The following is a 24,422-nucleotide window of genomic DNA, read 5'->3' as shown; positions in this document are numbered from 1 at the left end:
GGAAAGACTTGATCCACCTATTATGGTGTCACGCGCACCGTATAGGTCAGAACCGTTTCCCCCTGTGCCGGAACCGGCACGATCCAGCGAACGCTGTCGGCAGCTTTGGCTTCCGGTTCAATCGACGCATCAGAAATTGACCATTTCTGACCATATACTGCGTCAACCAAAGTGACCTCAACAGGCGTGTCGCGACCATTCTTCAGGGTAATTTCATGGGTTGCACGATAAGGGTCCGGCCGGCGGTCCTGGCCGATCCCTGTTGTCTCATAGGAAACGACCTTACGCGCCGCTGTGACATCAAAAGCCTGGCCCAGGGACAGTTCCGCCGTGGCCCCGATGGGCAGGTGGGATATCGTGTCTTCCCCCAGAATAACCGCTGGCGCGGTCGGGCTGTCTGCAGCCAAAGACCCGTAAACCCGGACTGGCCCGGCAGGCAGAGCCTTGGCCAGGGGTCCATCCTTCCCATTCTTAAAGGACAGGCGCACGCTGGGGCGCAATCCTTCCACCGTGCCGGGTTGTCCCGGATGCACCATACCGCTGCCATCCAGGCGATATTTCATTGTTACCGGCAGGGTAACGGGATTCTGCAGGCTGCGTCGCACTGTCAAATCGCGCGGCAGATCGGTGACGCCGGGCACATCATAAATATGCACATCCCCCAATGTCGCTTCCCTGGGGGGACCGCCCGCGGCTGAATCCTGCGCAACAGACATCATTACCGCCGGTTGCGCCCGTTGGACCAGCATTTCCTTGCGCATAGGCGCAACACGGTTTGTTTCCCCCGCGACAAGACGCAGAATGGCCTGTGTAAAATCGCGGTCAGTGTCATTGGTGATCAGATAATGCCCGCTTAATGTCAGGCTGGATTGATCCGCATTCAAAACCGCCGTGTAGTCTGCCGACCAGGACAGATTGGGCGTGACATAGCGTATATCGACAGGCTGTTCACCAGACAGGTCCGCTTTCGGTTCCGCCTGAATTTCCAGGCCGCCCGTCATGCCGTCTGGCAGGCGATCCAGGGCCAGGCGACCATTGGGTGGCATTGCCTCGTACCGATCCCCGACTTTCAAAATCAGGCCGCCGTCGACATTAACCAATGTGCCCCGGATTTCACGTTCCGCACCGGAATCGCCAACTGGCACAAGCCAGCTGATTTCCTGACCCACCGACCGCGCCAACAGGCCTTGTGGGGACAGCGTATCCTGGCGAATCGTGATGCTGTTCGCCGGTTCTGTGCCAATCACAATCGACAGGCTGGACATATCCAGGGCTTCTGGCAGATGGGGCAAAGAAACCCGCTGACCTGCCGTGCCCAACAAAACACGGCGCTGCTCAGAGACAACCGACAGACCATCAGAATAGACCGATATCTGGGTATCAGCGACCGGGGCCGGAACAGACACGGTTTGGGCATGGGCGGTATGGGCAACCAAGATCAGCCCCAGAAAGGCTGAGCGAGTGGCAAGCTTCTTCATAATCAAAGGATCCCGTTGGCTTTCAAGAAATTCTGGAACAGACGCGGCGCGTCTGGCGTGGGGACATAATGATCCGCGATTGTGGCAGCTTTAGGACCCCAGGACTCGGTCATGCATCGATCCGATGCTTCGGGATGAAACTGCACCGATATCCAGCCCCGACCATAATCCAGCGCACAGTTTGGAATATCGGTTGCGGTCGCCAGAACGACGGCCTGCGGTGGGGCGCTGCTGACATGCTCTTCATTTCCAAAATTGAACCGGGGGACAACACCATCGAATAAATAGCTGTCCCGACCCGCCTCAGTCAGATTGATCGGCAAGGTGCCAATTGCTGGTTCGCCAGGAAGCCCTTCGACGGTTCCTCCCAGAACCTGGCTCATCAATTGATGACCGCCGCATACACCAAAAACCGGGACCGGATAATCCGCATTGCGTATCGCATACAACCATGCGCGGATTTCATGCTGCCAGGGCAAGTCATCATGGACGGAATGAAAACTGCCCCCAATCACATAAGCATCCCCTTCAGAAGGATGCGGCAGGGGTTCTCCATAGCATATCCGCCGCCCCTCATAGGCGATTTTCTCTAACAGGCCCAAATCCGCCAGCATATGTTCAAACCACAGGATTTCATTATCCCCGCCCGGCTGATTGGCGAAAATGGCGGGATCATAACGACCAGGCGCGCCCATCTGGGCCAGGAAGATCAGTTTCTTTTTGGCTGTCATAAGAAGGCAGGTTTCCTATACGGCTTGTCTTGATTTCAGCGCTGTCGCCAGCGTCCCATCATCCAGATAATCCAACTCTCCCCCAACCGGTACCCCATGGGCCAGGCGGCTGACGGACACACCGGATTGTTCCAGCCGTTCCGTGACATAATGCGCCGTGGTCTGCCCATCCACCGTCAGGTTGGTCGCCAGGATCACTTCTTTAACCGGGGACTCCGGCCCGACGCGATCCAGCAGTGTGCCGATATTCAAATCTTCCGGCCCGATTCCGTCAATTGCCGACAGAACCCCGCCCAGCACATGATATCGCCCCCGAAAGACGCCTGTACGCTCCAAAGCCCACAGATCGGCGACCTGCTCCACAACACAGATGGTCGCGCTGTCGCGGCCCTGATCTGTGCAGATTGAACAGATCGGGGCTGTGTCCAGATTGCCGCACCGGTTGCAGGTCTGAATTTTCTCGGCCGCATCCGCCAGGGCCACAGCAAGCGGCTGCATCAGGCTTTCCTTGCGCTTGATCAACATCAGCGCGGCCCGCCGGGCAGACCGTGGACCAAGCCCCGGCAAGCGTGCCAATAACTGGATAAGCCGTTCTATTTCCTGCATGATTTCCTATTTTAGATTGATCATAAAACTCAATCGAAACCACGATCAGCCCGACATTATGTCACCCCGGACGTGATCCGGGGTCCAGGGCAACTGGCACCCAACGGGTCTGGCTGCTCTGGAGTCCCGCTTTCGCGGGAATGACGGAGACTCATCATTCCCTTAAAAAGGTAGTTTCATGCCCGGCGGCAGTTGCAGCCCCCCCATCAATTTCTGGGTTTCGTCCCGCATCCGCTCGTCCGCCTTTGCCTTTGCATCATTCACGGCAGCGACGATCAGATCTTCCATCACTTCTTTTTCCGCAGGATCAACCAGGCTGGGATCAATGTCCAGGCGGCGTAACTCGCCCTTTCCCGTAATCGTGACACTGACCAGTCCACCCCCGGCGCTGCCCTGCATTTCCAGATTTTCCATCTGGGCCTGCATTTCCTGCATGCGCGATTGCATTTCCTGGGCTTGCTTCATCATTGAACCAAGATTCTTCATCATACCCTCATTTCAATGGTTAGAGATCGTCTTCCGGATCAAAAAATTCCGACTCTGTGAAATCTGGGGCATCGGGATCTTCTGGCAAGTCATCGGAACGACCATTCACCCCTGCCGGTCCGTCCAGACCCAAACCGTCCAAGCCAGAGGACAGGTCCGATTCAGCCGCTGTCACGCGGGTGATCTGTGCGCCGGGAAAGGCCTTTTTCACGGCTTGAACCAGCGGATCCTTTTCTGCCCTGTCCCGACGGTCCAGATCAGCCTGAGCCTCCTGCTCCGCCAGAGTGATCGCGCCTTCCTGATTGGAAATACTGACCACCCAGCGCGTGCCGGTCCAATCGCTCAGCATTTTTCCGATCTGCCCGTGCAGATCTGACGGAGCATTGCGGCCCGGCCGAAATTCCAGGCGCCCCGGTTCGAAATGCACCAAATGAACGTCGCGCTTTAGATTGCTGGCCAGAATGCCCTTTCGCTTTTCTTCAAACAGCGCGACGACATCCAGAAATGTCTTTGGCAAAGCTGTATCAGCCTGTTGCGCGGATATCGCAGGGCTTCCCTGTTCCTGTGCCACCGCCGCAGTGCCCCGCCCGCCCCGAATGAGGGTTGGTTGCATCATCGCAGAGGTGCCCCCACCGGAGCCCCCCCCACCGGAGCCGCCTGACCCCCCACCAGCACCAGAGCCCGGCTGGAAATCCTTCAATTTGGCAACCAGATCACCAGGCGTCGGCATATCCGCCACATGGATCAAACGGATCAGCACCATTTCCGCCGCCTGGATCGCAGAGGGGGCCGCGCGCACCTCTCCCAATCCTTTTAACAACATCTGCCAAGCGCGCGCCAACACCGGCAGCGACAGGCGCTGGGCCATATCCTTGCCTCTTGTGCGTTCCAGTTCTGCCGTGGTCGGCCGGTCCAGGGCTTCTGGCACCAGTATGGCCCGCGTCAGAAAATGCGTGATATCCAACAGGTCTTCGATCACAACGACGGGATCAGCGCCAACGCCATATAGTTCGTCCAGCAAAGCCAGCGCCGTCTTGGCATCGCCCTGAATTGTCGCGTCAAACAGATCATATATTCTGCCACGATCTGCCAAGCCCAGCATGTCGCGAACCTGTTCCGTCGAAACAGACCCCGCGCTGAGTGCAATCGCCTGATCCAGGATCGACAAGCCATCCCGCACCGACCCGTCTGCTGCGCGTGCAATCATGCCCAGCGCGTCGGGTTCAATCGTCACGCCTTCTTTCTGGGATACGCCCTTAAAATGCGCCGCCAACTGATCCACCGGCACCCGGCGCAGATCAAAGCGCTGACAGCGAGACAGAACGGTGACCGGCACTTTTCTGATTTCTGTCGTCGCGAAGACAAATTTCACATGCTCTGGCGGCTCTTCCAATGTCTTCAACAACGCGTTGAACGCGTTCTTGGACAACATGTGAACCTCATCCAGCACATAGACTTTATAGCGGGCAGAGACCGGGCGATAGCGCACCCCGTCGATCAGTTCACGAATATCATCCACACCCGTGCGCGACGCCGCATCCATTTCTATGACATCAACATGGCGGTCTTCGGCAATCCCGACACAATGCTGACACACGCCACAGGGATGCACGGTTGGGCCCCCAGTGCCATCGGGACCGATGCAGTTCAGCGCCTTGGCAACGATGCGCGCTGTTGTCGTTTTGCCCACGCCGCGCACACCAGTCAGCATAAAGGCCTGGGCAATCCGCCCCGCCTCAATCGCATTGGTCAGGGTGCGGACCAGGGCTTCCTGTCCGATCAGTTCATCAAAATTTGACGGGCGGTATTTCCGCGCCAGCACGCGATAGGCCTTGCTGTCGGCCTTTTGCGGCGCAGCCGGTGTCACAGCCCCTGTTGAGGGGGCCCCAATTGATTGGGTCACAGGTTGGGGCGGCTCATCCAGACCCAGGCCAGGACCGGGGGGAGGCGCGTCGGTTTCAAAGGGTGGGTCGTCATCATCGCTCATACCCCCATCATCGCAAGGCGACGGGTTGCGCACAACCGTCAAAACCGCTTCAGCGGCTTTGTGAAATCAACTTTTTTGACTTGAATTCGGGGGAGAAGGCGGAAGACCGACGTTAAGCGACCCGGGCGAAAATCTCGTTGCGGCTGCTTCCTTCCGGACCTGACCGGGTTGGCGAGGCGCCCGTCCACCGTCGGCCTTCCTGCCGCCTTATATCGGCGCAAGGGGCGGGAATGCAAGAAAATTCCCAAATTGAGACCAAGATGAGGAGGAACAAGCATGCATGGCCAATCGAGCCAATCTTCGGATCGACGACATATACTGATTTGTAATTCTCAACTTTCCTGGGACACTTTTGTGTAACGCGTTGAAAAACCACATTCTGATCTTTTTTGTTGCTGATCCCAAGCCCGACCCGCGATCCTGGCGGATATGGACCTTTGGCGCGTTCGGCACTGAAAACAGGTCGTGCTCGGCATGACGGATTGGGCGTGAAGCAGGTGCTGTTTGACCATATTTCCCATACCCATCAAACTTCTCTAAATTGCGAATGAAAACGCCACTTAAATATACATTCATGAAAGTTATGGGCTATATGAGGATTCGTGGCTCGCTCAGGGTGACTTTTAAGGATTCAGTATGCCAACAGTGCTTGAGTTAACACAAATGCCGGGGTTCAAAGAAGTCGTTTCATTTGTCGACAATGAAACCGCCCTTGGCGACCCTCAATACATAAAAATCAAGAAGGCTTTTGATTTCTGGCAGTCATTACGGGAACATGGGCTTCCGTCCAGATCCCAAATTGATCCTGTCGCGCTGGGTGCAGACATCCTGCCGCATGTCGTCCTTATCGACGTAATTGATAATGGAAAAGACTACTGTTGGCGCCTATTCGGATCGCGCCACGAAGTAGAGCATGGCGTTAATCTTAAGGGTAAAACCCTCTCCGAGATTTCTAAAAAGGATGACGTTTCGGTGCAGTTCAAGATTCTTCTAGACGCCACCATAAACAATGGCTGTGCACGGTTTTTTAAAATCTCTTATTCAAACAGCAACGATGTTACGCGAACCGCGGTCGGGGCCATGATGCCGCTTTGGAGTGAGGGCCCAACCCCTTCAGGCTTGTTTGGTGTGGCAGATTGGATTGCTCCACCTGTTTCCTCCTAAAGCCCCTCAATGCCATCCTGGACTTCGATCAATGTCGGGCCCTTGGCGGCAAAAGCGGCTTTCAGGGCGCTGCTGATTTCTGAAACCTTGCCGGGTTTGGTATAGGACCAGCGGAATGCTTTTGCCAGATATTCGAATTCGGGCGGTTCTGGTGTGACGCCAACAGTGCGGATATTGCGGTTGACCATGTCGTCGCGGATTTGCCCCAAAGCCCGATTGTTCCAGACCAGGGCGACAATGTTCAGCCCCTCTTCTGCTGCGACTGCCATTTCTGGGGCCGTGTATAAAAACCCGCTATCGCCTGCGATTGCCAGAACGGTGCGATCCGGTGCGCCAATCTTGGCGCCAATGGCCGCAGGCAGCGCATATCCCAACGTGCCATAGCCCGATGGATACAGGAATCTTCCCCCTTTGGGGATTTTGAAGTGATTGATCGCGGAATAGATCACCTGGGTCATGTCACCGACCAGTATGGATCCTTCCGGCAGAACAGCTTCGATTTCATCCAGCACCGCATGATGTTTCTTTTCCAGATGCGGCAGGAAGCCCGTGGATGGACGCCCCTTATACGCCAGCACCCGCCCGGCCCCGTCACGCTCGCCCCCCATCGGGCCCAATGCGTTTAACAAAGAATCCGCTGCCAGCGCAGCATCCGCCCGAATGGCGACCGTGGCAGGGTGACGGGCATCGAACTCCGCCGCATCAATATCGATACGGATCAATTTTCCAGGCAGAGTGACCACATCGCTGTAGCTGTTATTGGGCGACAGTTCCGTGCCGATTGCCAGAATAACATCGGCATCTGCCAGAATTTCATCCCCGATGGAAGAAACCAACAGGCCCCCAAGCGAAAGCGGGTGATCATTCGGCACGATATCGCGCCCCAGAATGGTTCCCAGAATTGGGCAGTCCAGGCGTTCTGCCAGCGCCAGAACCTGATGTGCGGCACCCCGCGCGCCGCCCCCGATCAGGATCAAGGGGCGGTCGGCCTGATCCAGCAGCATCGCGGCTTCTTCAATTGCCTCGGACTCCGCCTCAGGTTTCGACGCGGCGGGATGGGGGCTCCATTGCAGCCGTGTCCGTTCAGCCAGCATATCCAGGGGCAGTGATAAATGGACGGGCCGGGGGCGCTTGCTTTCAAACACATCAAAGGCCCTGGCCACCAGACCAGGCACTTCTTCAGGATCTGTCGGGGTTTCAGAAAAGGCACAAAGGGGGCGCGTCACAGCAGCCTGATCGGTGATTTCGTGCAGACAGCCAATGCCCTTGCCCAGCGTGTCGCGGGTATTTTCGCTGCTGACGATCAACAGAGGCACGCTGTCACTGAACGCCTGACCCATCGGGGTGGCGCAATTTGTAACCCCCGCGCCGGTGATCAGGAAGCACACGCCCGGCTTACCGGTCACCCTGGCATAGCCATCCGCCATGAATCCGGCACCTTGCTCATGCCGGGGCAGAACGTGACGGATCGTGCTGCCCGCAAACCCCCGATACAGTTCCAGATTATGCACGCCGGGAATGCCAAAGACCGTGTCGACGCTGTAATCTTCCAACAGTCGTACAAACGCCTCGCCGCATGTTGGTCTGAATTGCATGATCACCCCCCCACGTTATTCCGTGCCATTTTGATCCGACACCTTAGACCGCGAAACCATCCCTTTCCAAGCCTGTTTGCACCGGAACAATCCCATACAGGCTGTGCAAGGACTGACGATGAAACGATTTCATCTATCTGTGAAATAATTTATGAAATACAATGCCTTACCCTGATCTTTGTTAGTTCTTGTCAATGTTAATCACCGCTTCTAGGCTGATAGCAACAGTGGGTCGCAAAGGGATCGGATCGGCATGAAAGAACACGCGCGCGTCGTCATCATCGGGGGCGGGATGATGGGCTGTGGCCTGCTGTATCATCTTGCGCAAGAAGGCTGGACAGACAGCCTGTTGATTGAAAAGGGGGAGCTGACATCCGGCTCTACCTGGCATGCGGCGGGTCAATGTCCCAGCTTCATCGCTGATTACAACATGGCGAAAATCCATCATTATGGAAATACGCTGTATCCCAAACTGGAAGCGATGACAGGGCAATATGTCTCCTGGCATGGCTGCGGCGGGCTACGCTTCGCCACCAATCAGGCGGAGATGGATTATTTCAAGAAAGTTGAAGGAACGGCCAAGCTGATCGGGTTCCGCATGCAGGTTATCGGCCCCGATGAGATCAAGGCGATCAACCCCCATGTCGATACGACCGGTGTTCTGGCGGCTGCCTGGACGCTGGATGACGGCCATGTTGACCCGGCGGGCTGTTGCAATGCGCTGGCAAAGGGCGCGCGCGATAGGGGTGCAGAGATTGAACGCCGGAACCGCGTGCTGAATGTCGTGCAATTGCCCAGCGGCGAATGGCAAGTGGTGACAGAAAAGGGAACCGTGACCTGTGAACATGTGGTCAATGCCGGGGGCTGTTATGCGCGGTTGATCAATCAGTGGGTCGGGTCCGATGTGCCGATAACCAATATGAAGCACCATTACATCGTCACCGAGCCGATCCAGCAATTCATCGACGCTGATGTTGAAATGCCGGTGATGCGCGATCCCTATCCGTCGGCCTATTACCGGCAGGAGCAAAAATCCGGCCTGATCGGCATTTATGAGACCGAGGGGTCCCAGGAAGCCTGGGCGGATCGGGGTGGCTATCCGGAATGGGACAGCGAGAATGAGCTGTTCACCGACGAATTAGACCGCATCAGCCCCTGGGTGGAACGAACCCTGGAACGCATGCCGATCTGGGGCGAAAGTGGCATCAAGCGCATCGTCCACGGCGCCATTCCCCATACGCCAGACGCCAATCCTCTGTTGGGTCCAACGGCGGGCCTGCGCAATTTCTGGCAATGCTGTGGCTCGTCTATCGGCATCGCCCAGGGGGCGGGCTGTGGCAAGTATCTGGCGCAATGGATCGTGCATGGCCAAAGTGAGATCAACATGGCGGGCCTGGACCCACGCCGGTTTGGTCGCTGGGCAGATGCGGATTATGTCCGCGCGCGCTCCATTGAAGATTATGAACATATGTATGCCCTGCATCTGCCCGGCGAAGAACGCCCGGCCGGGCGCGGGAAGCGCAAATCCAGTCTGTATGATATTCTGGCGGAAGCGGGTGGCCTGTACACCACCGCTTCGGGCTGGGAGCGGGTAAAGTATTACGCGCTGGACGGTCAGGACGAAGAACCGGGCTTCCGCCACAACAACGCCTTCGATGCCGTGGCGAAAGAATGCCGCCTCGTCTCCGAAGGCGTGGCACTTGCCGACCTGTCTTCCTTTGCCAAATTCGATGTCAGCGGCCCCGATGCCCCGGCGATGCTGGAGCGGGTTTTTGCCAACCGCATGCCACAGAAAATCGGCGGAATCGCATTGGCTCATATGCTGAATGACGATGGGGCGATCGAAGGCGAAGCAACGGTCACGCGGCTGGGCAAGCATGCCTATTACATCCTGTCCGCTGCGGCTGCTGAGGACCGCGATTTCGATTGGCTGGGCCAGCATATCCAAGAAGGTGAAGACGTCACCGTCACCAATGTTTCCCAGACCTATGGCAATCTGGTTCTGGCGGGGCCAAAGGCACGGGATGTGCTGTCCCAGGTGACGCGCGCAGATTTATCCAATGAAGCCTTCCGCTGGCTCACGGCCCAGGAAATTACCATTGCAGGGGCGACGATCCGGGCATTGCGGGTCAACTATATCGGCGAATTGGGCTGGGAACTGCACTGCCCCATGGCGGTCATGCCTGCGGTCTATGAGGCCCTGATGAAGGCGGGGGGCCCCTATGGCATCGGGCATTTCGGCACCTATGCCGTCAACGCCCTGCGCATGGAAAAGGCCTATCGCGGCTGGGGCTCGGAACTGACCAATGAAATCACCCCCATTGAGGCCGACATCGAACGCTTTGTGAAGTTTGATAAGGATTTCATCGGCAAGGCCGCGACCTTGCAGCGCAAACAGGACGGTGCTCAGGGACAGATCATCTATCTGGAAGTCGAGCCCGGCGACAGCGACACGACCGGTGGCGAAGCCATCACGGTGGGAGAGGGTCAAGTCATCGGCCTGACCACATCGGGCGGCTATGGCCACCGCACCGGCAAAAGCCTCGCCTTCGCCTATGTTCAGCCCGCCTATGCAAAGCCTGGCACAGACATGACCGTCTGGATTCTGGGTGAACCCCGCAAGGTCAAGGTGTTGGCAGAGCCTGTCTATGATGCGGCGAATGCAGCCCTGAAGACCTAACGCCCAAGAATTGTCATGCCGGACGTGATCCGGCATCCAGAGCCACCCGCCCCACTCTATACCTGCCGCCCCTGGACCCCGGATCAAGTCCGGGGTGACGGGCCTGAGCCGGCATCCAGGGCCAATCGTGCGACTTTCTATTTCTGTGGCCTGACTATCAATCTGCGCGGGCCTTTATGACAAAAAGCTCAACACTTTTTGACCCCAGAAGTAGCAAAGTGAATTTTATTAAATTTTAACTATTGTTTGTCGAAAATCCCTTCCCCATCTGACAAATCCGGAGCAATTCCGCGACCGGTCAGAAGCAGTATTAGGAGGCCAGATCATGGCTGGGAAGTTTGAGATTTATAAAGACAAAGCGGGTGAATTTCGGTTCCGATTGAAAGCAGGGAACGGGGAAATCATCCTTGCCAGCGAAGGCTATACAGCAAAATCTGGCTGCGAAACCGGAATTGCATCGGTGAAGACCAATGCACCGCTGGATGCGCGTTATGAGAAAAAAACAGCGACGAACGGCCAGTACTATTTCAATCTGAAGGCCGGCAACGGGGAAGTCATTGGCACCAGCGAAACCTATGTATCCACCCAGGGTCGCGATAATGGCATTGAATCCGTGAAGAAAAATGCACCTGACGCGGAAATAGACGATTTGACCTGATTGATCGAAATACTCAATCCGAGGAGAAGCGACAGCCGCGCCTCGAAGGATCGGATGCTGGAAGCACTGGACTTACAGGCCATCCTTCGAGACGGCGCTGCGCGCCTCCTCAGGACGAGGAGGGCGCGGACCGCAGCAGCGTTCTCTACTTATACGGATCCGCCGCGTCTCTTAAGCCATCGCCCAGGAACTGGAAGGCCAGCACGACCAGGATAACCGGGGCGGCGGGCCAGAGGAGCCAGGGGTAGAGGGCGACCGCGTTGAAGTTTTGCGCTTCGTTCAACAGCACGCCCCAACTGGTGATGGGCGGCTTCAGGCCAAGGCCTAAGAAGCTGAGTGCGGTTTCGCCGAGGATCATGCTGGGCACGGCCAGCGTTACCGAGGCGATCAGATGGCTGGTGAAACTGGGCAGTAAGTGCTTGCCGATGATGCGGGTCGGTGTGGCGCCCATCAACTGAGCGGCGACGGCGAAATCCTCTTCTCGCAGGGCCAGCAGTTTGGAGCGCACGGCGCGCGCCAGTCCGGGCCAATCCAGCAGGCCCAGAATGACGGTAATCCCCAAGAACACCACGATGGGTGACCAGTTGACCGGCATGGCCGCAGACAGGGCCATCCAGAGCGGCAATGAGGGGAAGGAGCGGATGACCTCAATCACGCGCTGGACACACCAATCCACCATGCCCCCGAAATAGCCCGCCATACCGCCAAGCGTAATGCCCAGAACGAAACTGATCGTCACCCCGATCAGCCCGACCGTCAGCGAGATACGCGCGCCCTGAATGATGCGGGACTGAATATCCCGGCCCAGCCGGTCGGTTCCCAGAAAGAAGAACTGACCCCCGGCGGCCGGACAGACCAGATGGAAATTGCTTTCAAACAGGCCCCAGAATTCATAGGTCGACCCGGCATAATCATCGCTGGTGCACAGAAAGCGCAGTTTCTGAGGGTTGCTGGTATCTTCCGTATAGTCCCAGCGCAATTCCTCCATATTCAGTTTCACATCATAGGGATAGACATAAGGCCCGATGAGGCTGCCGTCATGAAACAGGCGCACTTCCTGCGGCGGGGCATAGATGAAATCCGTATGCCGGTGGGTGAAACTGTAGGGCGCGATCACCTCTGATATCAGGATCGAGGCATAGACCAGAATCAGATAAATCCCGCTCCACAACGCCAGTTTGTGACGGCGGAATTTCAACCACATCAACCGCCATTGGGAGGAGAGGTAATATTTCTCCTGCTCTGGCGTAAGCAGCGTTGCGGCCTGGGCATCAAACGGGGCCTGGCTGACAAAATGATCCAGCGGTTCTGGCTTGCGGGCGTCTGGCGTGTTTGCAGTGCTATCGCTCATTTCGTTGCCTCCGCACCCAGGCGTATTCGGGGATCCAGCACCGCCAGCGCCAGATCAGACAGTAAATTCCCCAGCACGGTCAGCAAGGCCAACACCATCAAAAAGGACCCCGCCAGATACATATCCTGAGTCTCCAAAGCCCGCAGCAGCATCGGCCCAGTGGTTTCCAGACTCAAAACGATAGAAACAATGGCAGAGCCTGAAATGATCTCAGGCAGAATATTGCCGATATCCGCGATGAAGGGATTGAGCGCCATGCGCAAGGGATATTTAAACAGGGCCTTGCGGGGCGATACGCCCTTGGCCCGCGCGGTGACGACATATTGCTTGTGCAATTCATCCAGCAGATTAGCCCGCAAACGACGGATCATGCCCGCCGTACCCGATGTACCGATCACGATGACGGGCACCCACAGATGCTGTAACACGCTGACAAATTTTTCCCAGCTCATCGGGGCATCGCGCAATTCATCATCAACCAACCCACCAATCGATGCACCGGTCCATTGATTGGCCAGATACATCAACACCAGGGCCAGCAGGAAGTTGGGCGTCGCCAGCCCGATAAATCCAACCAGGGTCAAGGCATAATCCCCTGGGGAATACTGATTTACCGCCGAATACACCCCGATGGGGAAGGCCACAATGTAAACGAAAATGATGGTGACAAAGGAGACCAGAATGGTCAGGAACATGCGGTCGCCCACGACATCAGCCACCGGCAATTCATATTCAAAGGAATAGCCCATATTGCCTTCCAGCAATATCCCCTTCATCCACAGCAGATATTGCTTCCACATCGGCTCGCCAAAACCGTAATTCTCGCGATAGAAGGCCAGAACCTCCTCACCGATCTGCTCTCCGCGATCCTGATATTCCTGAATCAGCGTGGTCAGATAGTCCCCAGGGGGCAATTGAATGATGATGAAGACCAGAATGCTGATGATCAGCAAGGTCGGTATCATCACCAGAAGGCGACGGACGATGTAATCCAACATAATACGAACTTCCCCCAAACGCCCGCGACCGGGACCTGTCTGTTTTAAATCGACATCACCACGCCTATTCCGCCGCCTGGGCGGTTAGGGAGTCCTTGTCCCAGAAAAAATAATCCATCCCGTATAACCCAAAATGTGCGCCCGGGTCCCAATTCCACAAACCTTCGACCGGAATATTGCGCAAGCCTTTCGCCACCACGACGGGCTGCAGCACACCGGCAACCAGCCCGATGGTTGGCAATTGATCCGCGTGAAGTTGCAGCATTTCATGCCAGATTTTTGTCCGCTGCGCTTTCGTTTCCGCCAGATACCATTGCTGGCGCAGGTCCATCAGCGTGACGCCGATTTCCATATCGGGGGCATTGCCACCATTTTGATTGGTTTCAAAATATTCGCCCCATTCTGACCACTGATATTGCGCCTGGGTGACCGGAGCCAGATCATTTGGGGCCATATCAGCCGTTGCCAAACCGTTTTCGAACCCGGAATCCATCGTCATCTGGGTCTGCCCGGAAAAGATCCGGCGCTGCAAGGTTTCTTTGCTCAGCGGCTTGGTGAAAATCTTGATCCCCAATTCCCACCAGCTGTCGGTGATCAGTTCCAGAATATCAGCCTGTTCGGTGGATCCTGACGTTTCCACGATGATTTCAATCGGCTTGCCATCCGGGCCCAGACGGGCGCCTTCCCAATTGCGTTTCAGCCCCATCTGATCCAACAGGGCATTGGCCTGCTTCAAATCAAACTGGGCCCATTCGCTGCGATATTCTTGCCTGTATAGGGGGCTTTGCGGCAGCATTGTATTCTGCCCTTCCACGGCAAGCCCGAAATAGATCACGCGATTGATTTCATGCCGATTGATTCCCAAAGACAACGCGCGCCGGAACCGGACATCACGGATCAATTCCCGGAATACCGGATCCTTGACGGTCAGATTGGGCAGGATCGCCTGATGCGCACCTTTAGCAATGCGCCACAGATAGGTGTCATAGTCATGGCTGGCCTCGTTCCGCTTCAGCAATGTGACATCATCAAACCGCAGATAACGGGCCTGTAAATCCACATCCCCTGTCGCCGCCTTACCGGAAATCAGCTTCTCTTCGGTGACGTTGAAGATAACCTCGTCGATATAGGGCAATTGCAAACCGTTGCTGTCGACTTTGTAGTAATACGGATTGCGGGTAAAAATGAAGCGATCCGCCGGGGCCTCGTTCTGAACGACCCAGGGCTGCAGGGTTGGCAGGTCCACCTTTTCGTATCGATAATATCGGCCATTCTTGATATGAACCGCCGCCCAGTTGCGCTGACCCGCCTCTTCCGCCGCCGTGGTCAATTCCGCCAGCGGTTGATAATTCGGGTGAAACTGGCTCAGGTAATGTTTCGGGGCATAAATCTGGTTCGGGATCGCCTGTGCCAATCCTGGCAGGAAATCCGGGTTCGGCATTGGAAAGTGATAGCGGATCGTCGTCTCGTCCAGCGCCTCAACCTGCGCCGGTTGGCCCATAACCTGTAGATAGGTCGGCGGTCCGCTGGCATACAGATCCTCGTTCAGCGCCATATCTTCCCAGAAATACAGGAAGTCTGCTGTGGTGAACGGCGCACCATCGGACCATTTATGTCCGGGCCGCAAATGCAGCGTAAAGGTCCGCCCACCATCGGTTTCCTCATAGGATTCCAGAATGTCGGGCACCAGATTGAAATCCAGATCGTATTTCACCAATCGGGCATAGCCATAGACATACATCTGCCGCGTATCTTTAGCGGATTTCATCAACATGGTCAGCGAGCCGCCCTGACGACCGGGCACCTGACCACGCGATTCCAGATCCGCCACAAAGGGCACAGCGGGCAAACGCTGTTCAACCGGCGGCAACAGCCCCACGGTAACCTTATCCTCCAGGATGGGCGGGCCGACATACTCCATCGCCTGTGCTGGCAGCACAGATAAGAACAGGGTTAGGGCGGTTGAGAGGAAAACGGATACCTTGCCCGTCATTATGCGGCACTCCTTTGCAGCGCGGCACCGTCCAGCGCCCGAACGAAATGCCCGCCCCCCAAATCATGAAATACCGGGCGGTGATCCGCATCATCGGTAAAGGGCGCTGGCCACAAGGCAGGGTTAGAGGCCTTGTCATCCATCAATTGCGCAAAATTCAGCGGGTGATCGGGATTGGGTTCCGGTACCGCCCGCAACAGGCCCTGAGTATAGGGATGCACTGGGTTTTTGAACAACAGGTCCCGGGGCGCGATTTCCACAAGCCGCCCGCGACACATCACAGCAATACGATCGGCGATGTAATCCACCACGGCCAGATTGTGGCTGATAAAGATATAGGTCAGACCCAGATCCCGCTGCAAATCCTTCAACAGATTTAGAATCTGTGCCTGGATTGATACATCCAGGGCGGAAACCGGTTCATCACAAATCAGGATTTCAGGATTCAGCGCCAAGGCGCGGGCAATGCCAATCCGTTGACGCTGCCCACCAGAGAAGCTGTGGGGATAGCGCTTTAAATGGCGCATATCCAGACCCACCAGATCCATCAAGGTTGCGGCCTTGCGTCGGCGTTCTTCAATCGTCCCGATCCCGTGAATGGTCAACGGCTCAGTCAGGATATCCAATACCGTCATACGGGGATTGAGGGACGAAAACGGGTCCTGGAACATGAACTGCATGGTGCGGCGGAACTTGAACAAGGCGTCGCCTTCCAGTTTCAGCAGGTCGATATCGCTCTTGCCATCATAATAAGATATCGCGCCATTATCCGGGCTTAACGCGCGCATCATGATCTTCGACAGCGTGGTCTTGCCACAGCCGCTTTCCCCGACCAGTCCCAGACACTCTCCGCGATTGACCGTGAAGCTGACATCATCCACCGCGCGCACTGGCGTTGACGTGCCAATCAAGCCCCCTTTGCGGATCGAAAACGTCTTTGTGATCCCCGCCACAGACAGGATTGGTTTTGCAGGATCGGCAACGGGACGCGCGGGGCGATCTTCGTGCAGGGCGGTCGATTTCGTTTCAATCTCCCGGATCGGGATTAATCGTTCGCCCGGTCTCATGTTGAACCGCGGCACCGCATGCAACAACGCCTTCAGATAGGGATGTTGTGGGTCGCGGAAGATATGATCCAGCGTGCCATATTCCATGACCTGTCCGTGATACATGACGACAATTTCTTCGGCCATATTGGCAACCACACCCAGATCATGGGTGATCATCAGAACCGCCATGCCCAATTCTTTTTGCAAATCGCGCATCAATTTCAGGATTTGCGCCTGGATTGTGACATCCAGCGCGGTCGTCGGCTCGTCTGCGATCAGCAAGGACGGATGACAGACCAGCGCCATCGCGATCATCGCCCGCTGGCGCAACCCGCCCGACAGTTCAAACGGATAGGTCCGCAAGGCGCGGTCCGGATCGGGAAAGCCGACCATTCGCAGCATATCGCGCGACAGGTCCTGAACCTCAGCAGCGCTGCAATTGCGGTGCAGTTCCACCGCTTCCCCAATCTGATTGCCGACCGTGTGCAGGGGGGACAGAGCCGTCATCGGTTCCTGGAAGATGATTGAAATGCGCCCACCGCGGATGCTGCGCATCGCCGCGCCATCGCGATCCAGTTTGGCGATATCGACGCTGGAATTTTCGACGCGGGGATCATTGAACACAATCGACCCGCCGGTGATGTCTGCCGCCTTGGGCAAAATCCCCATAATCGCCTGGCTGATTACAGATTTCCCCGATCCGGATTCCCCGACCAGCGCCACGGTACCACCGGGTGGCACGCGAAAGGAAACGCCCTTAACCGCCTCGACCGATCCTTCCATCATGCGAAAGCCGATGCGAAGATCTTCTACTGTCAACAAATCCCCGACCATAGCGCTTCCGCGTCCCCCTGATAGTCTTTGTTCCTAACCCGCATCCGGGGGATCATCCCCCGCGATGGGCGCCCCCAATGCATCAAAATTGTGCACTGTCGTTGGACTAACCGCAACGGGGACTTTCGAACAGACCCGCGCAACCTGTTTCACCACAGTATCAAAGCTATTCAGGTTAGAGTCGATCCGAATTACCGTGGTCCCATCAGATAATTTAAGCGTCATGACCCCATTGCCGGACCCGGATCGCGACGTGGAGAAATAGGACAAGGTGACCCCCGTCAGCTCCGACCAGGCAATTTCCTTGCTGCCTATCGGGGTGGCGACCCTGATTTCATCTTGCGACAGTTGGATTTCCGATTTGTGGCGAAGGGCGGTTCTGACAATAAATATAACAAACAGCCCTGCAATTGCCGCCAGAATAACAATGATGGCTGGAAGAATTCTATCCAGCAGAATCAGCGGAAGCAGGGTGACCGCCAGTCCCAGAAACCCGCGTAAAAGGTCCCACAGCAACGGCGTTTTCAGATAATACAATCTGATCATATCACTATTTCCTCAAAGGCCCTGAGGGGCGGAAATCCATCCAACGCCTGGATGCTCATCGACAAACTGAACCAGGCGCGCCAGAAAATCCCAACTGTCCTGATCATGCTCCAGGTGATGGGTCAACAGTCCAACCGCTTCTGTCGTATCGGTTCCAGGCGTCGGGACGCGACGCCTTGCCAATGCGGCGACAAGATCGGACAGCACGGCCTCTTGCCCCAGAAAACGAGCGCGACCGGTCTGTTTTTTGGCCTTCCAATCCAGAATATCAACATGCGTATTCAGGCCCGCCACCCGGCGATTGGGGGTCCGGTCTGTGAAGGTGGAGACCCCCCGCAGCCCGGCATCGGTTACACATTCAACAATTTCCGGCGCGATGCGGTTCCAGGGCGGCACGAATAAGGGGAAGACCTGATCCCCAAACGCATCCTGCAACAATGCCAATGACTGGCGAAGGTCCGACACGGCCTGGGTCACATCCCGACTGGCACCGAATTCAGCCTTCTTGCGATCTGCCGGCTCATGATTGGAATGCGCATAGCCATGGGGCAGAATTGAAACAGTTTTCACACCCCGCATTCTGGCGATCAGCGAGGGTTCCAGCCCGACCGGAATAACCGCCAATGCCAGGGGAAGCCCCTGCGCGACGGTCAACAAGTGATCCAACACCGGCGTTGCCGCGCGTGCATCATCATCCCGCCACCACAGCCTGGCCTGTGTTCCGGTGCGATGCCATAGATCCAGTTCCTGGCGCAAGGCGTCCCAACCCGTCATCGTCTCTCTCCCCCAAGCAGATCCATCAGGGCAGCGGCGGACTGCGCGGCCCCCTGCAGACGATAGGGGGACTGGCCTTGTCTGGGCAAGACCAGCGCCTGATCCACCGCCTGTGCCAACGTACCGGGCGTCAGATCCGATTCCGGCAAACAGACAACCCGTCCAGCAGCCGCCAATAATTTGGCGCGCATGGGCTGTTCCGTTTCCTTACCCCCTGGCCCACCAAAGGGAACCAGCACCGATGGACAGCCCGTCACCGCCAGATCCGCAACCGTATTATACCCAGCCTGACTGATCGACAGGGCCGCCCCGGCCAACAAGGCCGTAAAATCGTGGCGTGCTGATTCCGCGATGATCCCATCTGGCAGTGCATCCAGAACCGCCCGGTCTTCTGGCGGCAGATTAGGGCCGATTAAAATGCGCCAAGTCCTGTCCGCCAATCGCGACAAGGGCCGCGCCGCCACCGCCGCTCGAATCAAGGCTCCACCCACAGCCCCCCCGCCACAGGACACTATAACCTCCCCCGCTTGCTCAAGATTGGGACGATCTGAAATTGGCATCGGGGGTGGGGGAGAAACGATGCCGGTATAGATCAGCCGATCTGCAACAACAGCCGCCGCCGGGAAGCTGTCGACCAGTTGTGCAAAGCCCGGATCCCCGTGCACCAAAACCGTGTCAAAAAGCAACCGGGTTAATTCCGCAATCTGGGCGACTTTTGAAAGATCGGATCGCGCCACCAGGATATCCCGCACCGATACGACGGTTCGCGCGCCCATTGTCCGGGCCTGCTGAACCAGTGGGACCAATTCAAACCGAAAGGCGCGTCGCGCGAAGGGAAAACCTTCCACCAGCAAGATATCGGGCTGGCTGGTTTCAAGCGCCGCCAGGCTGGCCGCCAACCGCCGCGCCCGCCAGGCATCATCAACGACCTGACCCGTATCCGCATCAACCACGGCGGAAAACGCCGCATCCGCCGACCGTGCCGAGGGCAATTGCACCCGCGTCAAACCTGGGGGCGTGTCACATTCCAGGGCGGGAACGCCCCCCTCCATCAAGGTGACATCAAATCCAACATCAACACAGGCCAAGGCGATCCGCTCAGCGCGAATGCGATGCCCAATACCCAACATATGTTGCACATGAAACAGCAGCCGGGGCTTATCGTTCATGATCCCCCCTGTGTGGTTGCGCTCAACGGGGCATTCAACTGCAAAACATGAGGTATGCCCTTGGCATCCAAGGTGAACAGATGAACCGCATCCCAGCGCAATTTGTCCGGAATTTTACCGGTCATATCCCATCCCGCCGCCCAGGCATAAATCGCCCGGATAACCCCCTTATGGGTGATCGCCAGCACGTCCTCTCCCGCCTGGACCCAGCGTTGCAGCAAGGGGGCAAGGCGGGCCTGAACCATGCGGGGGCTCTCCCCACCAGGGGCACAGAAATCCAGTCCCCGTGCCTCATTCAGGCGCATCTCCTCCCCCAATTTCTGACGCAGATCGGACAGAATGCGCCCTTCCCATTCCCCATAGCTGATTTCAGTCAGTTCCGGCGCGGTGGCCCATGGGCCATCACCAAAAACAATCTGGGCGGTTTGCTGGGCGCGCGCCATCGGGCTGCAATACCGTTGAAATGACATCATCGCAGGCGGCACTCTATATCCAGACACACGCGCCCGCCCTGCCAGGCTCAGATGGGTATCGATGCGGCCCTGCAATCTTTTTTCCGTGTTCCAGTCGGTCGGGCCATGGCGGATCAGAGCAAGGTGTATTGTCATGGTCAGCGCCCCTGAATCAAGGGAGTCAGGGTGTTATGCAACATCCGCGCGGCGCTGGATATATCATGCTGCGCCTGTACATGGGCGCGCGCTGCAAACACCATTTCCCCCCGTCGTATCGGGTCTGCCAACAGTGTTTCGACCGCACTTGCCAAAGCCAGTGCGTCGCCTTCCGGGGTCAGCAATCCTGTTTCCCCGTCCCGCACCATTGCGCGCACCCCTGGACGATCCCCCATCACCACCGGCAAACCCGCAGCCTGTGCTTCCAGCGGGGCCATGCCGAACGCCTCCCCCACAGCGGGCCACACATACAGATCACACGCGGCATTCAACTGGCGCAATGCCCGGGCCTCCAGCATGCCTGCAAAGCAGATGCGATCATCACCGGCAAAGGCCGCTGCAATCTCCGCTCTCGCGGGGCCATTACCGACCAGAATCAGGCGTAAATTCGCGGGTCCAAGCTGTCTCATGACCTTAGACAGCACCAAGAAGGACTGTTTCTTGTCCCCTTCCCGCATCATGCCCGTCGCAATCAACCAGGGCACGTCCAATGGCAGGGACAGACGCGCCGCCCAGGCCGCGCGATGGTCAACCCGATGGGCAAAGGGCGCGCCTTCCAGCCGTGTATCCAGAAAGGGTGGCAACGCAACCTGATCCGCACTGGACCGCAAACAGGGGGCGACCCCCGCAAAGTCCTTTGGGTTGGGCTGTAAAACCAGCGCCGCCTGATTGAGTGCATCCAGGCTGAGTCGATATCCCCGCGCCCAGGGTCCAGACCCTTTCGCAGGGGCAACGCTGGCTTCGGCAACCACATAGGGGATATTCAGCGCGCGACTGACGGCGGGGCCCAATAAATCCGGGGCCTTGTGATACAGGTGATAGGTGAACCAGATATCAGGGGGGTTCTGGCCATAACGCGCCAAAAGCTTAGGGATCAGCCGCGCCGCGCGCGCTTCAATCTGCTGTTGTCGTGTGACATTTCCATCGGCGTTGCGACTGCGCAGACTGCTGGCCAGATCAACCTGAAACCCTGCCTGCCGCAGGGCGCGCATCAGCAATCTGGCAAAGCGCCGGTCGCCCGATGGGGTAACATGGCCGGGCGGTTTCAGCGGGGCATAAAAGGCGACTTTTGCAGGGGGCGGCTCATCAGTCATCGGGCTGGTCTTCCGGTTGCAAGCCAAAGCGCCGCGCCAGAATATCCAATTCATGGGCGGCATTAAAAGACTCGCGCACCCGTTTCGCGCCAGCCTGAGCCAATGTCTGTCGCAGGGTTTGATCCCGGATCAGCCTTTCCAAAGCCGCCGACAGGGCCGCTGAATCTCCCGGCGGCACCAGCAGGCCGGTCTTCTGCTGTTCGATCAATTCTGGAATGGCCGATACTTCGGTCGCGACCACCGCCACGCCCTGACTTTGCGCCTCCATCAACACATTGGGCAGGCCATCCCGATCCCCGTCTTTGGCAATCTTGCTGGCCAGCACAAAAATATCTGCCTGACGCAAGGCTTCCAATACGGCTGTCTGGGGCTGTGGCCCGCGCCATTCAATGCGGTCGTATAAGTGCTGGTCCACCGCCTGTTGCTTCAGGGATGCCAGCAATTTCCCACCGCCGATATGGACAAGCCGCCAATCCAGCTCTTTCGGGATCAGGGACAGGGCGGTCAGTAAGTCGCCAAATCCCTTTTTGGGCACCGCACGACCCACCGACAACAGAATAACCGGTCCCGGCACCGATTGTGGCTTTCGGTCCAGCAGGGGAAACCTGTTCAAATCGATGCCATGATATTGCAGGGCGACGCGATCCGGGTATGGGGCCAGTTTGCGCAAATGCTCTGCCCCGCTGGCGGTGCAGGTCACCAGCCAGTCACACTGAGCTAGCTTTTCACGGATTTCCCAATCGGGGGAGGTCCAGATATCCTTGGCATGGGCGGACCCGCTATAGGGCAATTGACGCATTATTGCGGCATAGCGCGTGACGGAGGCTGGTGTGTGCAGGAAATGAAAATGCAACCGCACCACATCCTGCGGCAGTTCGGCTGCCAAAACACAGGCCTGACCGAAGCGGCGCAGGCGATTGCGCGTTCTATCCCGTTTGAGATCAGCACTAAACGCGGCCCAGGCATCCCTGTAACCGGGTAGCTTCCGCGCCTTGCGCCATCCCCGCCAGACCCGCAAGGGCTGTGAATGCAGATATTCCGGCAGATAGGAAACAGGTGCCCGAATTTCCGCATGGACCGGATGGGTCGCCGTATCTGTGGGGTGGCGCAGCGATATCAGGCGGATATCCAAACCACGTCGCTCCAGGCCCAAAATCTCTTGCGCGATAAAGGTTTCCGAAAGTCGGGGATAACCCTTCAGAACAAAAGCAACAGGACCTTTCATGGATGTTTAGGCTCTTTTTTCTGCCAAAGTGAGGGCACGTCTGGGCCGTTCAATCCATCGGCGGGCCAGACGATCCACATTTTCCAATCCATCCATCAGGCCAGGCACGACAACCTGTGACGGTTTAGGCTGCTGCGGCAAATGGCGCAGGGCCGTGATCATTGCGCTTATATCCGTCTGCTCGCCCGTGCTTAACATCGACACCAGGTTCAGTTCCTGAAACCGTTTTGCCCGAATAAACTGTTCCCGCCGGGGCACGGTACGCGGGACAATCAAGGCACGCTTATCAAAGCTCATAATCTCACAGAAGGTATTGTAGCCGCCCATCGCAACAACACCGACCGCTTCCGACATCAGGCTTTCCATGTGGGCGTCAAAGGTAATGACCTCGACATCGTCCAATACAGTTGCCCGTTCGATGAAATAGGCTTGGGTTTCCGACGGCATGAAAGGACCCAGCACGATCAGCGCGGGATAAGGCTGTTGGCGATCTACCTCATAGGCACGGATCACCCAATCGACCATCACTTCACCATCGCCACCGCCGCCGGGGGTGACCAGGATATAGGGACTGTCAATCTTTGCAGGCTGGGACAAGTTGCCATCGCTGGAAACCTCCCGCCGCAGATACCCGGTATAGGTCATTTTGCGGCGCACGGAATCAGGCACATTGATTCCCGCCAGCGGATCATGAATCTGCGGCAGGCCATAGACCCAGATCGCATCAAACAGGTCCTGCAGGGCGGGCATGACATTCTTGCGTTCCCATTCCGGTTCCAGCAGGTCCGGGTCATCCATTACATCGCGCAGCCCAAGGACCGTCGGCACCCCCCGATCCCGCATAACATGCAGCGTCTCTTCCACCTCTCCCCGCAGGCCCAGCGGTTCCTTGTCGACGATAAACAGGTCGGGATCGAACATGCTGGCCGTGTGGCGGATGATGGATTCCCGCAGCGCCAGAGTATCTTCAATGTCGATATGCAGTTGCAGCGGGGTGTAGTCGCCATTGCGCAGCTTGATCACACCCGGAACCCGCACAAAATCAACGCGGCTGCGAAAATCAAAGCTGCCGATGATCGATGATCCCGTCAGGATCAGGACCGTGACATCCTTGTTCTTTTCCACCAGATGATGCGCGATGGCACGACAACGGCGCAAATGGCCCAGCCCAAAAGTATCGTGGGAATAGATCAGAACGCGGGCATTATCCCCGCGACCGGTTCGTGTATAGCCTTCCATCCTGCCTCTCCCAAACCTATCGACCCCCAATAGGCCCTATTCGACGTTTCCGCCAGCGCGCGGGAACGCGCAGTTTCTGGCACGAGAAGGCAGCACA

General features: G+C 57.2%; 21 protein-coding genes and 1 other RNA gene. 4 read left to right on the top strand and 18 right to left on the bottom strand.

All coding sequences use genetic code 11. From position 1 onward, the window contains the following. Window positions 1-20: 20 nt before the first annotated feature. The 6 genes from ACOSDR_RS06040 to ffs form a co-directional block, all read right to left on the bottom strand. Window positions 21-1,478: a DUF4139 domain-containing protein gene (locus tag ACOSDR_RS06040; RefSeq protein WP_420730678.1), complete on the bottom strand. Its 1,458-nt coding sequence runs from the start codon at window positions 1,476-1,478 to the stop codon at window positions 21-23. 2 nt (window positions 1,479-1,480) lie between these two features. Continuing rightward, window positions 1,481-2,209 (bottom strand): type 1 glutamine amidotransferase, encoded by a 729-nt coding sequence (locus ACOSDR_RS06035; RefSeq protein ID WP_420730677.1) that lies wholly within the window; start codon window positions 2,207-2,209, stop codon window positions 1,481-1,483. A 15-nt stretch (window positions 2,210-2,224) separates the two neighbouring features. Next, window positions 2,225-2,815 (bottom strand): recombination mediator RecR, encoded by a 591-nt coding sequence (recR, locus tag ACOSDR_RS06030; protein ID WP_420725197.1) that lies wholly within the window; start codon window positions 2,813-2,815, stop codon window positions 2,225-2,227. Window positions 2,816-2,977: 162 nt separating this feature from the next. Next, complete coding sequence (locus ACOSDR_RS06025; protein ID WP_420725257.1) at window positions 2,978-3,301, bottom strand: YbaB/EbfC family nucleoid-associated protein; 324 nt, start codon at window positions 3,299-3,301, stop codon at window positions 2,978-2,980. 19 nt (window positions 3,302-3,320) lie between these two features. Beyond that, on the bottom strand, window positions 3,321-5,288 hold the full coding sequence (locus tag ACOSDR_RS06020; protein WP_420730676.1) for a DNA polymerase III subunit gamma/tau: 1,968 nt from the start codon (window positions 5,286-5,288) through the stop codon (window positions 3,321-3,323). Between the two features lie 100 nt (window positions 5,289-5,388). Beyond that, window positions 5,389-5,485: signal recognition particle sRNA small type (gene ffs, locus ACOSDR_RS06015), an RNA gene on the bottom strand. A gap of 439 nt (window positions 5,486-5,924) precedes the next feature. Between ffs and ACOSDR_RS06010 the strand changes: the two genes are divergently transcribed. Next, on the top strand, window positions 5,925-6,452 hold the full coding sequence (locus ACOSDR_RS06010) for a PAS domain-containing protein (protein WP_420725199.1): 528 nt from the start codon (window positions 5,925-5,927) through the stop codon (window positions 6,450-6,452). Here the strand turns inward: ACOSDR_RS06010 and ACOSDR_RS06005 are convergent. Beyond that, entirely contained in the window at window positions 6,449-8,047 is a 1,599-nt protein-coding gene (locus ACOSDR_RS06005; protein WP_420730675.1) for a 5-guanidino-2-oxopentanoate decarboxylase, read from the bottom strand. The genes ACOSDR_RS06010 and ACOSDR_RS06005 overlap by 4 nt on opposite strands. Before the next feature lie 253 nt (window positions 8,048-8,300). Between ACOSDR_RS06005 and ACOSDR_RS06000 the strand changes: the two genes are divergently transcribed. From ACOSDR_RS06000 to ACOSDR_RS05990, 3 genes are all read left to right on the top strand, one after another. After that, window positions 8,301-10,727, top strand: a complete 2,427-nt coding sequence (locus ACOSDR_RS06000; RefSeq protein WP_420730674.1) for a GcvT family protein — start codon at window positions 8,301-8,303, stop codon at window positions 10,725-10,727. Window positions 10,728-10,742: 15 nt separating this feature from the next. After that, window positions 10,743-10,907, top strand: a complete 165-nt coding sequence (locus tag ACOSDR_RS05995) for a hypothetical protein (RefSeq protein WP_420730673.1) — start codon at window positions 10,743-10,745, stop codon at window positions 10,905-10,907. Between the two features lie 145 nt (window positions 10,908-11,052). Then, a complete protein-coding gene (locus ACOSDR_RS05990) occupies window positions 11,053-11,385 on the top strand; it encodes a YegP family protein (protein ID WP_420730672.1) in 333 nt (110 codons plus the stop codon). A gap of 145 nt (window positions 11,386-11,530) precedes the next feature. Here ACOSDR_RS05990 and ACOSDR_RS05985 read toward each other — a convergent pair whose 3' ends face one another. The 11 genes from ACOSDR_RS05985 to ACOSDR_RS05935 all read right to left on the bottom strand — a co-directional run bounded on the left by ACOSDR_RS05985 (window position 11,531) and on the right by ACOSDR_RS05935 (window position 24,325). Continuing rightward, window positions 11,531-12,736, bottom strand: a complete 1,206-nt coding sequence (locus ACOSDR_RS05985; protein ID WP_420730671.1) for an ABC transporter permease — start codon at window positions 12,734-12,736, stop codon at window positions 11,531-11,533. Next, window positions 12,733-13,734 (bottom strand): ABC transporter permease, encoded by a 1,002-nt coding sequence (locus tag ACOSDR_RS05980; protein WP_420725205.1) that lies wholly within the window; start codon window positions 13,732-13,734, stop codon window positions 12,733-12,735. The genes ACOSDR_RS05985 and ACOSDR_RS05980 overlap by 4 nt, the downstream gene beginning before the upstream one ends. A gap of 64 nt (window positions 13,735-13,798) precedes the next feature. Further along, the gene (locus ACOSDR_RS05975; protein WP_420730670.1) at window positions 13,799-15,727 is read right to left on the bottom strand and encodes an ABC transporter substrate-binding protein; all 1,929 of its coding nucleotides are present in this window, start codon (window positions 15,725-15,727) and stop codon (window positions 13,799-13,801) included. Beyond that, window positions 15,727-17,610, bottom strand: coding sequence for an ABC transporter ATP-binding protein (locus ACOSDR_RS05970; RefSeq protein WP_420730669.1), 1,884 nt, complete (start codon window positions 17,608-17,610; stop codon window positions 15,727-15,729). Before ACOSDR_RS05970 ends, ACOSDR_RS05975 begins: the two co-directional genes overlap by 1 nt. A 33-nt stretch (window positions 17,611-17,643) precedes the next feature. After that, entirely contained in the window at window positions 17,644-18,156 is a 513-nt protein-coding gene (locus ACOSDR_RS05965; RefSeq protein WP_420730668.1) for a hypothetical protein, read from the bottom strand. 12 nt (window positions 18,157-18,168) lie between these two features. Further along, window positions 18,169-18,930 (bottom strand): polysaccharide deacetylase family protein, encoded by a 762-nt coding sequence (locus ACOSDR_RS05960; protein WP_420730667.1) that lies wholly within the window; start codon window positions 18,928-18,930, stop codon window positions 18,169-18,171. Continuing rightward, a complete protein-coding gene (locus ACOSDR_RS05955; RefSeq protein ID WP_420730666.1) occupies window positions 18,927-20,099 on the bottom strand; it encodes a glycosyltransferase family protein in 1,173 nt (390 codons plus the stop codon). Before ACOSDR_RS05955 ends, ACOSDR_RS05960 begins: the two co-directional genes overlap by 4 nt. After that, the gene (locus tag ACOSDR_RS05950; RefSeq protein WP_420730665.1) at window positions 20,096-20,707 is read right to left on the bottom strand and encodes a histidine phosphatase family protein; all 612 of its coding nucleotides are present in this window, start codon (window positions 20,705-20,707) and stop codon (window positions 20,096-20,098) included. The genes ACOSDR_RS05955 and ACOSDR_RS05950 overlap by 4 nt, the downstream gene beginning before the upstream one ends. A 2-nt stretch (window positions 20,708-20,709) precedes the next feature. Beyond that, complete coding sequence (locus ACOSDR_RS05945) at window positions 20,710-21,861, bottom strand: glycosyltransferase family 4 protein (RefSeq protein ID WP_420730664.1); 1,152 nt, start codon at window positions 21,859-21,861, stop codon at window positions 20,710-20,712. Beyond that, window positions 21,854-23,086 carry a glycosyltransferase family 4 protein gene (locus ACOSDR_RS05940; protein ID WP_420730663.1) on the bottom strand — a complete coding sequence of 411 codons (1,233 nt, stop codon included), beginning with the start codon at window positions 23,084-23,086 and terminating at the stop codon, window positions 21,854-21,856. Before ACOSDR_RS05940 ends, ACOSDR_RS05945 begins: the two co-directional genes overlap by 8 nt. Window positions 23,087-23,092: 6 nt before the next feature. After that, window positions 23,093-24,325: a glycosyltransferase family protein gene (locus tag ACOSDR_RS05935; protein WP_420725214.1), complete on the bottom strand. Its 1,233-nt coding sequence runs from the start codon at window positions 24,323-24,325 to the stop codon at window positions 23,093-23,095. Window positions 24,326-24,422 lie beyond the last annotated feature (97 nt).

Origin of the sequence: Hwanghaeella sp. 1Z406 (assembly GCF_048892425.1) — a bacterium.
Classification (GTDB): domain Bacteria; phylum Pseudomonadota; class Alphaproteobacteria; order UBA8366; family Aestuariispiraceae; genus Pacificispira.
This window is presented reverse-complemented; position numbering and strand designations above follow the sequence as displayed.